General features: G+C 62.4%; 10 protein-coding genes and 3 tRNA genes. 1 reads left to right on the forward strand and 12 read right to left on the reverse strand.

The annotated features are described in order from the left end of the window. Window positions 1-6 precede the first annotated feature (6 nt). From nuoF to ASE60_RS20155, 9 genes are all read right to left on the reverse strand, one after another. Window positions 7-1311 (reverse strand): NADH-quinone oxidoreductase subunit NuoF, encoded by a 1305-nt coding sequence (nuoF, locus tag ASE60_RS20115; RefSeq protein WP_057252325.1) that lies wholly within the window; start codon window positions 1309-1311, stop codon window positions 7-9. 11 nt (window positions 1312-1322) lie between these two features. Further along, the gene (locus tag ASE60_RS20120) at window positions 1323-2450 is read right to left on the reverse strand and encodes an NADH-quinone oxidoreductase subunit E (RefSeq protein ID WP_057252327.1); all 1128 of its coding nucleotides are present in this window, start codon (window positions 2448-2450) and stop codon (window positions 1323-1325) included. 16 nt (window positions 2451-2466) lie between these two features. Further along, window positions 2467-2724: a hypothetical protein gene (locus tag ASE60_RS20125; protein ID WP_057252329.1), complete on the reverse strand. Its 258-nt coding sequence runs from the start codon at window positions 2722-2724 to the stop codon at window positions 2467-2469. After that, window positions 2724-3914 carry an NADH-quinone oxidoreductase subunit D gene (locus ASE60_RS20130; RefSeq protein ID WP_057252331.1) on the reverse strand — a complete coding sequence of 397 codons (1191 nt, stop codon included), beginning with the start codon at window positions 3912-3914 and terminating at the stop codon, window positions 2724-2726. The genes ASE60_RS20125 and ASE60_RS20130 overlap by 1 nt, the downstream gene beginning before the upstream one ends. A 57-nt stretch (window positions 3915-3971) precedes the next feature. After that, complete coding sequence (locus ASE60_RS20135) at window positions 3972-4577, reverse strand: NADH-quinone oxidoreductase subunit C (RefSeq protein ID WP_057252333.1); 606 nt, start codon at window positions 4575-4577, stop codon at window positions 3972-3974. Window positions 4578-4594: 17 nt separating this feature from the next. Beyond that, window positions 4595-5176: an NADH-quinone oxidoreductase subunit B gene (locus tag ASE60_RS20140; protein WP_057252335.1), complete on the reverse strand. Its 582-nt coding sequence runs from the start codon at window positions 5174-5176 to the stop codon at window positions 4595-4597. Further along, complete coding sequence (locus tag ASE60_RS20145; protein WP_057252337.1) at window positions 5167-5532, reverse strand: NADH-quinone oxidoreductase subunit A; 366 nt, start codon at window positions 5530-5532, stop codon at window positions 5167-5169. The genes ASE60_RS20140 and ASE60_RS20145 overlap by 10 nt, the downstream gene beginning before the upstream one ends. A 298-nt stretch (window positions 5533-5830) precedes the next feature. Further along, a tRNA-Asp gene (locus ASE60_RS20150) sits at window positions 5831-5907 on the reverse strand. A 76-nt stretch (window positions 5908-5983) separates the two neighbouring features. Further along, window positions 5984-6060 (reverse strand) — tRNA-Asp (locus ASE60_RS20155). Window positions 6061-6512: 452 nt separating this feature from the next. Between ASE60_RS20155 and ASE60_RS20160 the strand changes: the two genes are divergently transcribed. Further along, window positions 6513-6588 (forward strand) — tRNA-Val (locus ASE60_RS20160). A 254-nt stretch (window positions 6589-6842) separates the two neighbouring features. On the opposite strand, the gene ASE60_RS20165 is transcribed toward ASE60_RS20160, so the two are convergent. From ASE60_RS20165 to ASE60_RS20175, 3 genes are all read right to left on the reverse strand, one after another. Next, entirely contained in the window at window positions 6843-7241 is a 399-nt protein-coding gene (locus tag ASE60_RS20165) for a cupin domain-containing protein (protein WP_057252339.1), read from the reverse strand. An 89-nt stretch (window positions 7242-7330) separates the two neighbouring features. Continuing rightward, window positions 7331-10789, reverse strand: coding sequence for an AAA family ATPase (locus ASE60_RS20170; RefSeq protein WP_057252342.1), 3459 nt, complete (start codon window positions 10787-10789; stop codon window positions 7331-7333). After that, window positions 10789-12069, reverse strand: coding sequence for an exonuclease SbcCD subunit D (locus ASE60_RS20175; protein WP_057252872.1), 1281 nt, complete (start codon window positions 12067-12069; stop codon window positions 10789-10791). The genes ASE60_RS20170 and ASE60_RS20175 overlap by 1 nt, the downstream gene beginning before the upstream one ends. Window positions 12070-12405 lie beyond the last annotated feature (336 nt).

The raw sequence follows: 12405 nt of genomic DNA on the forward strand, positions 1-12405 counted from the left end.
CGCCTGTTACTCCGCCGCTTCCAGAACCGCGCCGTGCGACGAGGCATTGCGCGTGTATTCGTCGATGCGCTTTTCCATTTCCGGACGGAAGTGCTTGATCAGACCCTGGATCGGCCAGGCGGCTGCGTCGCCAAGCGCGCAGATCGTGTGGCCTTCCACCTGCTTGGTGACGTCGAACAGCATGTCGATCTCGCGCTTCTGGGCGCGACCCTGAACCATGCGTTCCATGACACGCATCATCCAGCCGGTACCTTCGCGGCACGGCGTGCACTGACCGCAGCTCTCGTGCTTGTAGAAGGCCGAGAGGCGCCAGATCGCCTTGATGATGTCTGTCGACCTGTCCATGACGATGACGGCGGCGGTTCCAAGACTGGAACCGACTTCGCGCAGCCCGTCGAAATCCATGATCGCGTCCTTCATCTGCGCGCCGGGCACGCAGGGAACGGACGAACCGCCGGGGATGACCGCGAGCAGGTTGTCCCAGCCGCCGCGAATGCCACCACAATGCTTTTCGATCAGCTCATGGAACGGGATCGACATCGCGTCTTCGACCGTGCACGGACGATTGACGTGGCCGGAAACCGAATAGAGTTTGGTACCGTGGTTGTTCGGACGGCCGAAGCTCGTATACCAGCCGGCGCCGCGGCGCAGGATGGTCGGCGTGACGGCGATCGACTCGACGTTATTGACGGTGGTCGGGCAGCCGTAGAGGCCCATGTTGGCCGGGAACGGCGGCTTCAGGCGCGGCTGGCCCTTCTTGCCTTCGAGGCTTTCGAGCAGGGCCGTCTCTTCGCCACAGATATAGGCGCCGGCGCCGTGGTGCACATAGATGTCGATGTCGTAGCCGAGCTTGTTGTTCTTGCCGAGCAGGCCGTAGGCGTAGCACTCGTCGATCGCCGCCTGCAGCGCCTCGCGCTCGCGGACGAACTCACCGCGCACATAGATATAGGCGACATGCGCACCCATGGCGAAGCTGGCGATGACGCAGCCTTCGATCAGTGTGTGCGGATCGTGACGCATGATGTCACGGTCCTTGCAGGTGCCGGGCTCGGACTCGTCGGCGTTGACGACGAGATAGTGCGGACGGCCGTCGCTTTCCTTCGGCATGAAGGACCACTTGAGGCCCGTCGGGAAGCCGGCGCCGCCACGACCGCGAAGGCCGGAAGCCTTCACTTCGTTGACGATCCAGTCGCGGCCCTTTTCGAGCAGCTGCTTGGTGCCGTCCCAGTGGCCGCGCGCCATGGCGCCCTTCAGGGACTTGTCCTTGAGGCCGTAGATGTTGGTAAAGATGCGGTCTTCATCTCTGAGCATAATTCACCTCTTTACCGCGGCTTCTTGCCGAAGACCTTGATGTATTCGGCTTCGCCGCCCTTGGCGAGCGCCTTGGCCTGCTTGACCCAGTCGTCGCGTTCGATGCGGCCCTTGAAATTCAGGTATCCGTCGACCCACTCGCGCTCCGCCTTCTTCCACGAAGCAACTTGCGCGTAGGTGTAGATGCCCAGTTCGTTCAGCGTGCCCTCGATCTTCGGACCGACGCCCGAGATCAGCTTGAGGTCGTCGACGGCAGACGGTTTTTCGATGCCGGCCGGACGGTTCTTGTCCTCAAGCGACGGCTTGCCGGAAACGGCGGCAGCCTTGACCGGCTTCGACTTGTCGACGGTGTCGCCTTCGACCTTGGCGTTGGCGGCGGCTTCCGCCTTTGCCGTCGCTGGCGTCTTCAGGGAGGCATTGGTCTCACTGGCAGCCGTCTTGACACGGCCGGCGTTGGACGGCGGCACGGAAACGGCCGGCGCGTCGCTGACCTTCTTGGCGCTGGTCGCCGCCTTGGCCGGAGCCGGATCAGCCAACATCAGCGACGTCAGACCGCCTTCCGGTGCGGAATAGATACGGTCGATCTGCGGACCGGGGGTGACTTCGGCACCCTTGCCTGCTTCGAAACGGTCGATGATCTGCTCGAGTTGCTCGGGCGTCAGGTCTTCGAAGGTATCCTTGAAGATCATGACCATCGGCGCGTTGACGCAGGCGCCCTGACATTCGACTTCTTCCCAGGAGAGCGTGCCGCTCTCGTTGAGCGTGAAGGGATCGTGGGCGATCTTGCTCTTGCAGACCTTGATCAGGTCTTCGGCGCCGCGCAGCATGCACGGCGTCGTGCCGCAAACCTGAACGTGCGCACGCGTACCGACAGGCTTCAGCTGGAACTGGGTGTAGAAGGTCGCGACTTCGAGCGCGCGGATATAGGCCATGCCGAGCATGTCGGCGATCGACTCGATGGCGGCCTTCGTTACCCAGCCGTCCTGGTCCTGAGCGCGCATCAAAAGCGGGATGACGGCGGACTGCTCACGACCCTTGGGGTATTTCTTGATCGTTTCCTTCGCCCAGGCGGCGTTCTCCTTGCTGAAGGCAAAGCTCGCTGGCTGGACGGTGTCTTCGGCTAGTCGACGAACGGACATTCTAGTGGACACCTTATCAGTTAATCGAACCGCACCGCGATTTCGTCACCGAGACGAATTCGCAGGCATAGGCTGACTGGTCTTTCTGCAAAAATACGATGTAGCGCGTGCCGTTGGCGACCGCGGCCTTGATCTCGTAGCCCTTGGCCACGAGGTCGGCCATCGAGCCCCCCCGCATGCCGCCCGACGTCGCACCGCTATCGACCGATTCCTGTGCGGAAGCGGCCGATGCGAAGGCGAGCAGAGCAAGCGTGGCCAGGGGCACGAGACGCATCAACGGTCCACCTCACCGAACACGATATCGAGGGAGCCCAGCACGGCCGAAACGTCGGCAAGCTGGTGTCCCCGACAGAGGAAATCCATCGCCTGGAGATGCGCGTAACCCGGCGCACGGATCTTGCAGCGATAGGGCTTGTTGGTGCCGTCGGAGACAAGATAGACGCCGAACTCGCCCTTCGGCGCTTCGACGGCGGCGTAAACTTCGCCGGCCGGCACGTGATAGCCTTCGGTGTAGAGTTTGAAGTGGTGGATCAGCGCTTCCATCGAGCGCTTCATCTCGCCGCGCTTCGGCGGAACGATCTTGCCGTCGAGCGACGAAACCGGACCGACCTTGGCATCGCCGAGCAGGCGATCGACGCACTGGCGCATGATGCGCGCCGACTGGCGCATTTCGATCATGCGGATCAGGTAACGGTCGAAGCAGTCGCCGTTCTTGCCGATCGGAATGTCGAATTCCATTTCGGAATAGCATTCGTAGGGCTGCGAGCGGCGAAGGTCCCAGGCAGCACCCGAGCCACGCACCATCACGCCCGAGAATCCCCAGGCCCAGGCGTCATCGAGTTTGACGACGCCGATATCGACGTTGCGCTGCTTGAAGATGCGGTTGCCGGTCAACAGTTCGTCGATGTCGTCGACAGTCTTGAGGAACGGATCGATCCATTTGCCGATGTCTTCGACCAGTTCGTGCGGCAGATCCTGATGGACACCGCCCGGACGGAAATAGGCCGAGTGCATGCGCGCGCCGCAGGCACGCTCATAGAACACCATCAGCTTTTCGCGCTCTTCGAAACCCCAGAGCGGCGGCGTCAACGCACCGACGTCCATGGCCTGCGTGGTCACGTTCAGCAGGTGCGAGAGGATGCGGCCGATTTCCGAGTAGAGGACGCGGATGAGCTGGCCGCGGATCGGCACTTCCGTCGCCGTCAGCTTCTCGATCGCCAGCGCAAAGGCGTGCTCCTGGTTCATCGGCGCCACGTAGTCGAGGCGGTCGAAATAGGGCACGGCCTGCAGATAGGTCTTGGTCTCGATCAGCTTCTCGGTGCCGCGATGCAGCAGGCCGATATGCGGATCGACGCGCTCGACGATTTCGCCATCAAGCTCGAGCACCAGACGAAGAACGCCGTGCGCCGCCGGATGCTGCGGACCAAAGTTGATGTTGAAATTGCGGACGTTATGTTCGGTCATACCGATTGCTCCAGGCCGGACGGTAGCCGTTCAACGGCTACCGCGGGCCATTTAGTCTCACCGTGCTTTCGCTTTCTCGTCGCCGGGCAGGACGTAATCCGTGCCTTCCCAGGGAGAGAGGAAGTCGAAGTTGCGGAATTCCTGCTTCAGCTCGACGGGTTCGTAGACGACGCGCTTGGCTTCGTCGTCGTAACGGACCTCGACAAAACCGGTGACCGGAAAGTCCTTGCGCAGCGGATGTCCTTCGAAACCGTAGTCCGTCAGGATGCGGCGCAGGTCCGGATGGCCGGTGAACAGGATGCCGTACATGTCGTAGGCTTCACGCTCGAACCAGTCGGCGCCGGGATAGACCGGCGTCGCCGACGGCACAGGCTCGTTCTCGCCGGTCTGGACCTTAATGCGCACGCGCAGGTTCTGGCGCGGCGACAGCAGGTGATAGACGACATCGAAACGGTCGGGACGCTGCGGCCAGTCGACGCCGCAGACGTCAACGAAGTTGATGAAAGCGCAGTGCACGTCATCGCGCAGGAAGGTGAGCAGCGCGATGAGGTTCGCAGACGTCGTCGTCAGCGTCAGTTCACCATAGTTCAGCGACGCGTCGGAGATCAGCGCACCGCGTGTTTCGCGCAGGTAGGACGCAAGCTCGTTCAGGGCTTCACTCATATCAAAGACCCCCTGCCTTAGCGCTCGATCGTGCCGGTCCGGCGAATCTTCTTCTGCAGCAAAAGCACGCCGTAAAGCAGCGCTTCTGCCGTGGGAGGACAGCCTGGCACATAGATGTCGACGGGAACGACGCGGTCGCAGCCGCGAACAACCGAATAGGAATAATGGTAGTAGCCGCCGCCATTGGCGCAGGAGCCCATCGAGATGACGTAGCGCGGCTCCGGCATCTGGTCGTAGACCTTGCGGAGCGCAGGCGCCATCTTGTTGGTCAGCGTACCGGCGACGATCATGACGTCGGACTGACGCGGTGAGGCGCGCGGCGCGAAACCGAAACGCTCGGCATCATAACGCGGCATCGACATCTGCATCATCTCGACCGCGCAGCAGGCGAGACCGAAGGTCATCCACATCAGCGAGCCGGTACGGGCCCAGTTGATGAGCTCATCCGTCGAGGTGACGAGAAAACCCTTGTCAGCGAGTTCATTGTTGATCTCGCCGAAGAATGCATCATTGCTGCCAATCGGCTTGCCGGTGGAGGGATCGATGATCCCCTTCGGCTTGGGCGCAACGAGCGTGGTGCCGGATGCTGCTAGTTCCATTCCAGCGCTCCCTTCTTCCATTCATAGATAAAGCCGATCGTCAGCACACCGAGGAAGACCATCATCGACCAGAAGCCGAACCAGCCCAGCTCATGGAACGAAACCGCCCAGGGGAAGAGGAAGGCCACTTCGAGGTCGAAGATGATGAAGAGGATCGACACGAGATAGAAGCGGATGTCGAACTTCATGCGGGCGTCATCGAACGCATTGAAGCCGCACTCGTAGGCCGACAGTTTTTCCGAATCAGGAGCCTTGAAGGCGATGGCGAAGGGAGCAATCAGAAGCGCCACACCGATCACCAATGCGATTCCAATGAAAATCGCGATCGGAACGTAGGAACCGAGAAGTTCAGTCATTGTTATCCGTCCCTGCCTGCGGGAGGGCGCATGGGAGAGCACCAGAACAACAGATCTCGCAGGCCGAAAAATATGTTGCAACGCCAGAGTGGTTAGCGCAGCCCGCGCCCGTGCGCAAGCCTTCAAGGGTCAATTAAACCGGTTCGCGACACAGGATCGAATGGGTGGAGACGACAAAGCTCGGAATCGCAAGCCGTGACCGACTTTACCGTAAACAGCGGCAAGGAGAGACAGATTGCCGCAGTGCACAAATCAGGGCTAGCGCACGCGAAAACAGGATGAGTTTAAGAAGAAGAAATGGCGCGAGTGACGGGGCTCGAACCCGCGACCTCCGGCGTGACAGGCCGGCACTCTAACCGACTGAGCTACACCCGCGCATGATGACCGCGAACGATCATTATTACCACCATCGGCGCTTCCTGAGAATGCCTAGGCAATTCCAGATCAAGAGTGGCGCGAGTGACGGGGCTCGAACCCGCGACCTCCGGCGTGACAGGCCGGCACTCTAACCGACTGAGCTACACCCGCATCATCTTGACTTGGTTGGAGCGTTTCCGCCCCGGCACCGAGCGGGCTTGCCCGTTCGATGAGCGGCTAACTAAGCGGTTCGCATTTGGGTGTCAAGCGTGTTTGAAGACAAATCCGTGACGGAATGAAAATTGATCCAGAGGGTAAGGTGATGACAAAGTTCAAGAGGCCGGATCATGCGCACGACGCAGCCACATGCCCACTCCGATCGCCTCTTCCATCCCGTGCAGTGATCCCGAACGGCAAATCTTTATCTCTCGCCCTCCCCTGCCACGGGTGACGGCCAAAGACACGCTTTCTTGTCCACAACCAGGAACCCCGGCAATTCAGGGCATCGCGCGATCCAAGACAAAAAAAATCATAAAAACGATACAAATGCTCTTGCGGTTTTTTTCGGTTACGCCTAGATCACGGCCACCGACGCGGCGGACTGATCCGGTCCAAACGCGGAAGGGCGATTAGCTCAGTTGGTAGAGCGCCTCGTTTACACCGAGGATGTCGGGAGTTCGAGTCTCTCATCGCCCACCATTTTCCTTCTCCTCCCAATTCATCGCATAAGATAGCGACCTCGCGGCGTTAGAACCTTGTTGCGTTCGTGACTGTTCATAGGCCGAGAATGCGTTCGCTCCGGCGACGCCTATCTGTGCCACGATAGCGCTGATGTTGAGCGGCGCCTGTCGGGGACAGAAGCGGCTGTGCCTGACAGCCGCCGTCAGCCATGCACTCCCCACCATCGACGTGACCGGCCGTTCCTGTCGGTCAGCTGATTCTGTCGCGTGGCTCTACGCCCCGCGATACTGTTCGTCGGTCACATGCTCCAGCCAATCCACAGCCTTGCCGTCGAGCGCTTCCTGAATCGCAAGATGAACCATTGCGGTATCGGGTGCGGCACCGTGCCAGTGTTTTTCGCCCGGCGGGAACCAGACCACGTCGCCGACGCGAATCTCGCGCACCGGGCCGCCCCAGCTTTGCGCGAGGCCGCGGCCGGCAGTCACGATCAATGTCTGACCGAGTGGATGGGTGTGCCAGGCCGTGCGGGCGCCCGGCTCGAAGGTAACGCTTACGGCGCGGATCCGCGCCGGATCTGCGGTCTCGATGACCGGATCCTGCCGCACCGTACCGGTGAAATACTCAGCCGGCGCGCGCGTCGAAGGTCTCGACCCACCGGGTATGATGTCCATCTCTCGTTCCTCCGGGTTTTTCGTTTGCGGCGCTTCTTTTCAGCGAAAGCGCGTCACGGCCAACAGGCACCGCCACGCCCGCGAGCCTATCATAACCTGTGGATTGTCACAGTCGGGCAGGCACTGCGGGCGATCTCGCAAAGATGTTCGTGATGCGTCAGGTAGATCACCTGGCCCACGCGCGCCATTTCGGCCATTTGCTCGAAAGCGCGGCCAGCACGCCCGTCGTCGAAGGTCTCCATGATGTCGTCGGCGATAAAGGGCAGCGATTCGCGTGCTGCCGCGATTTCGTGATAGCCGGCGATCCTGAGCGCCAGATAGAGTTGGAATCGGGTGCCCTTGGAGAGATCCTTGGCAAGTTTCGATCCACCACCCGCGGCATTTGCGATCAGGAACTCCTGCCCCTTGTCGGACTGCGCCGACAGGCCGGAATATTCGCCGCCACTGATCCGGCTGAAAGTTTCGGAGGCGCGGCGCATCATCGCGCTGCGGTGGCGCTCGCGGAAAAGCCGAAGCGCCGTCTCCGCTGCGATGACGCCGGCCCGGAGCCGAAGATAGGCAAGCGCCCTGTTCTCGATGTCGAGCAGCAGCGTTCGCCGCTTCTGATCGAGCTCGGCAACCGTGTCCCCGCCTTCGACATCGGCAAGCGCCTTCTCCTTGCCGCGCATATCCGTGTGCAACTCGCTGACATCGCGGTCTCCGTCTTCGAGCGCCGCATCGAGCCGCGCCAACTCCAACAGGACCGCGGCCTCATCGAGCTCCGCAAGCAACGCCTCGGCCTGCTCGCAGGTGGCAACGCCCAATCGGGAGGCGATATCCGCTTCCAGTTCGGCGATTCGCTGGCGCAGGCGCCCCTGCTCGCGCGCGGCTTCGAGCTGCTGCATGGCATCGTCGACCGTTTCACAGTCGAAAAACGCGAGGACGAGGCGCCGGCGCGCCATGTGGAGCTCTTGTTCGGCACAGATTGCGCGTCGCTCGTCGTCCAAGCGGGCCAGTTCCGACAGGAATGTCGCCCGGCGGTCGGAAAGCCGCTGGGCCTCGGCGGCACGCGCCTTGAGCGCCGTAAAGGTTGTGAACGTATCGTCTGTCAGCGGTCCGCCAGCGAGGTCGGCGATGGCACGTTCGAAAGCCGCCTGATCCTTGCGCATCCCGGCGACACGATACTCGAGATCGGCCTTGCGCTGTACGAGCTTGTCCAGGTCCTGCAGGATCGCAAGCATCGCACCAATCTGCTCCGGAACAAGCTGTTCGCTGCGTTCCGCAAGCCAGCTCTTGGCAAGAAGCGTATTCCACTGCTCCTGCCAGGTAGTCATTTCGGTTTCAGCAAGATCAAGGGTCGAGCGTCGGCCTTCAAGAACCATCGCGCTGCGCTTTGCCGCCTCGCGGGCTGTGTTGCGGGCGGCGGCTGAGGTCTGTGCCTGCGATACGACGCGCTCTGCGATCTGCAGGAGATCGTCGAGTCGCTCCGACAGCCCTCCTTCCATGCCGATGCCGGCGAGTTCGTCGCTGAGCCCGCGAATCGCTTCGGCCTCCTCGGCATGCGCCCGGTCGAACTCCAGACGGACAGGGCGCAATTGCGCGCGAAGTTCGAGCGCCGAACTCCGGATAGCGAGCCAGGCTTCCAGTTGGAGCAAGCCCGTGACGCTCGGCAAGCCGCAGGACGTGACGACGACTTCCAGAGACTGCGCCTGGAGCGCCACCTCCTCGCTGCATCGCTGCTGCTGCTCGCGCAGCGCCGCAAGGCGGGCGCGTCTCTCGGCGATCGAAAGAGACAGGCCGCGCATATCGGCAAGCCGCGCCGTTTCGGCGAGGCGCAGCGCGGTAACTTCGTCATCCCTACCCATCGCCTCTTCGAAAGCGACAGCCGTTTCCTGAAGAAGCCGGCCCTTGTGCCGCTCCCAGGCCTCGTCACGACGGCGACGCAGTGCCGCGGCCGAAACATCGTCCAGAGTGCCGCCAACGGCGGACTGCGCGGCCAGCCGCGCCTCCTCGCCCACAAGCAGCTCCTGCTCGCCGGCAACGCGATCGGATACGCGCGCTTGCCGCTCTTCCAAAGTGGCTGCGGCCCTACGCAACGCCTCAAGCGCTCCGGGCGCTGGAACGCTGAGCGCCAGCAGATCGTCGGCGCTTCCAGCGAAAGGCTTCAGCTGCAGCAGCTTGTCGGCAAGTTCCGCTTCCAGCCGATCCAGAGATTGCGCCGCGGCCTGTTTCCGAAGCAGGCAGTCACTGCGACGCAGCAGCGTCAGTCGCCCCGAAAGACCGGAGGTGTCCGCCAGCCCCCCTTCTCCATCAATCCGCACCAGCTCACATTCAGCGATCCGTTTTTCCTCGACCGCGGCTTGCACTTCGTGGTGAGCCGAAGCGCACCGTTCGGCCAGTGCAGAATGTCGGCGCGCCAGATCCTGCAGTCGCGCACCGACACCTGCCGGCAGCAGCAGATCGGCAGGGTCGCGGTCTGCCGGTTCACCGAGCCGCAGCAGGCAACCGACGATCTCCGTCGACGTTCTCGCCAACTCTTCCAATCGCGACGGCATATCGCGCGCGGCCGTGACATAGCGCGCATCGAGGGCCGTCTCCTGCAGCGCCGTCAGCCGTTCGGCCAGGCACAGCCCTTTTTTGTCGAGCGGAAGCTCTTCCAACGCATTGCGGCGGTGCTGCATCTCGCTTTGGTTCTGCCGAAGCCTGACCTCGATCTCCGCTTCCTGGCGGCGAAGCGCCGGCAGCTCGGCTGCCCACTCGGTCGGCGGGACCGGCAGTACCGGCGCGCTCGCCAGTTCCATGCGAAGCGCACGCAGCCGGCCAAAGTGCGGCAGGGCCTCGATCTCCGCCTTCAGGCGAGACTGCGCGACCCGAAGTTCGGCGCGACGTGTGATCGCTTCCTCATGCCGGTCGCGTGCTTGCGCCAGCGTCTTGCGCAGCGCCGCATATTCGCGTGCGTTGATGTCGAGGGCATTTCGCTCCGCCCTCAGGGCGTCAAGCTGCGCCTTCAGCTCTGCAAGCTGATGCTTGCGCGCCTGTGGCCGGTAGAAGGCGTCGGCCTGGCCGCGCAAGGCGGCAAGGATCGCCGTACTGTCCGGCAGGCCGGAGCTTGCGGAAAACAACAGCGACCCAAGCTCTCCCTCGCTCTTCAGGATCGCCTCGCCGCCCTTCTCGATGCTCTCGTCATCGAGCGAAAACATCGTCTGATAGGTGTCGCGGTCGATCGCGCCCAGCACACCGGAGAAGAGATTGTCGGGCAAGGGTTGATCGTCGGGGCCGACCAGCGAGTTCGACTTGCGTTTGACCCGGAACACGCGGTGCGTCCGATCAGCCGCCTCGATGGTGCCACCGACCCGCATTGTCGGATAGGGATGCAGGAACCCATAGGGGCTCGAGTGCTCGATCCCGAAGAGCAGATCGAGGAAGCCCGAGAACATCGTTGACTTGCCCGCCTCGTTCGGCCCGTAGACGATGTGCAGGTCGGGCACGCCGGCCACGCTCTCACCGAAGTCGAGGCGGCGATCGGTGAATTTGCCATAGCGGACGAGATCGAGCGCGCTGAGCCGCATCAGTGGATGCCCTCGCCGGAACCGCTGCCATGAAGATGGGCAAGCACTTCCGTGCCTCCCGACGCGCTGGCCTCGAAAGCGAGGCGCTCGATCGCGTCTTCATCGGGTGCCAACGCCTGGCGCAGCTCAGGAGGCAGTTGTTGCAGCAGATCTTCCACGGCTGCCCGGACTTCCTGGCGAAATCCGTGAGCCGGCAGAACATCGGCCTCGACGAGGGCCACCAGCTCATCGACCGGATCCAGCATTGCACCCGCTTTTTCCACCAGGGGATTGCCGCAGGCGAGTTCCAGCTTCTCGATCCAGCAACCGACGATGCCGGCCGCGATGTTGTCGATCTCGGCGCGCAGCAAATCCGTGTCGCGGCGAAGGCGCCAGGCCAGCGGTGTTGCGCCCGTCAGCGTTACGCGCAGGATCACATTTTCCGCCGGCGTATCCACAGATGTCCGCACAAGCGCCTGCCTGACCGCATCGAGCACGTCGCGCCACTCGGAGAGGCCGGCAATATCGACTGACAGGCGCTCGAAACTGGCGATGCCGATCGGCAGCTCGTTAATCTCGATCCGGCCGTCGTCATCGATCGCCACCAGCGTCACGCTCTTCACACCGGCTTCGTTGACATCGCGGCCCTGCGGTATGCCGGGCATGACGACGAAGGGGGCCGTTGCATGGATCTGGCGTTGATGGATGTGGCCGAGAGCCCAGTAGTCAAAACCATGTGCCACGAGGTCGGCGGCGCTGCAGGGCGCGTAGAGATCATGGCCGGCCGCACCGGCAAGGCTTGTGTGCAGCATGCCGATGTTGAGCGCCCCCGACATCGGCGGCTGAAAGGCCGGCAGCAGGCTTTCCGGCGCGTGCGGGCTGGCGAAACTCACCCCGTGCACATAGACGTCGCGCCCGCTTGCCAAGGTCTTGGCAAGAACGGCCTTCGCTCTGCCTTTGAACACATGCGCCGAAGGCGGCAAAGTGAGCTCGTTGGTGACCTGCGACTGGGCATCGTGGTTGCCACGGATGATGAACGCCCGGATCCCCGCCTCATCCAGCCGGCGCAACTCCCTCCCGAGAAACAGCGCCGTGTTCATCGACGTCTGGCTGCCGTCATAGAGGTCGCCTGCGATCAGCAGCGCATCGACCTTTTCGGCAATGCAGAGATCGACGATCTTGACGAAGGCGCGCCTGGACGCGCCGCGCACGATCTCAGCGAGGTCGGCGTTTCTAAGGGCGAGGCTGCGGAGGGGCGAATCGAGATGAAGATCTGCGGTATGGACGAAGCGGAAGGGCATGGCCGACCATGGCCCGGCAGGCCGCCGCCCGTCAATCAGCGTCGACCCTTCATCCACGGTGGGAGATTGGCCTGCTGCAGACGAGCATATTTCAGACCAGCCAAGTAAAGCCAAGACTAATACAGAACATCCCCGCAGGATTTGCCGAAAACGAATGGTCAACAGCACCGCCGGAGTACCAGCAAATATCAGATTATACTCACTTTAATCGATTAGGGCTTTTGTAACATCTTGTTCGCTAGGTTTCCGCCGGCTGCGCTCCCAGCGCATCCAGGCACCGGAATGATTCCTGCTTCGGCATCCGCTCCGTCATGACGATCAAGAGCCGGAACGACT

It is taken from the genome of Ensifer sp. Root278, assembly GCF_001429285.1.
GTDB lineage: Bacteria > Pseudomonadota > Alphaproteobacteria > Rhizobiales > Rhizobiaceae > Ensifer.

What these genes read in the sequence shown, in the direction of transcription:
- nuoF (WP_057252325.1), bottom strand. Translation starts at nt 1,311, where the DNA reads ATGCTCAGAGATGAAGACCGCATCTTTACCAACATCTACGGCCTCAAG.
- ASE60_RS20120 (WP_057252327.1), bottom strand. Translation starts at nt 2,450, where the DNA reads ATGTCCGTTCGTCGACTAGCCGAAGACACCGTCCAGCCAGCGAGCTTT.
- ASE60_RS20125 (WP_057252329.1), bottom strand. Translation starts at nt 2,724, where the DNA reads ATGCGTCTCGTGCCCCTGGCCACGCTTGCTCTGCTCGCCTTCGCATCG.
- ASE60_RS20130 (WP_057252331.1), bottom strand. Translation starts at nt 3,914, where the DNA reads ATGACCGAACATAACGTCCGCAATTTCAACATCAACTTTGGTCCGCAG.
- ASE60_RS20135 (WP_057252333.1), bottom strand. Translation starts at nt 4,577, where the DNA reads ATGAGTGAAGCCCTGAACGAGCTTGCGTCCTACCTGCGCGAAACACGC.
- ASE60_RS20140 (WP_057252335.1), bottom strand. Translation starts at nt 5,176, where the DNA reads ATGGAACTAGCAGCATCCGGCACCACGCTCGTTGCGCCCAAGCCGAAG.
- ASE60_RS20145 (WP_057252337.1), bottom strand. Translation starts at nt 5,532, where the DNA reads ATGACTGAACTTCTCGGTTCCTACGTTCCGATCGCGATTTTCATTGGA.
- ASE60_RS20165 (WP_057252339.1), bottom strand. Translation starts at nt 7,241, where the DNA reads ATGGACATCATACCCGGTGGGTCGAGACCTTCGACGCGCGCGCCGGCT.
- ASE60_RS20170 (WP_057252342.1), bottom strand. Translation starts at nt 10,789, where the DNA reads ATGCGGCTCAGCGCGCTCGATCTCGTCCGCTATGGCAAATTCACCGAT.
- ASE60_RS20175 (WP_057252872.1), bottom strand. Translation starts at nt 12,069, where the DNA reads ATGCCCTTCCGCTTCGTCCATACCGCAGATCTTCATCTCGATTCGCCC.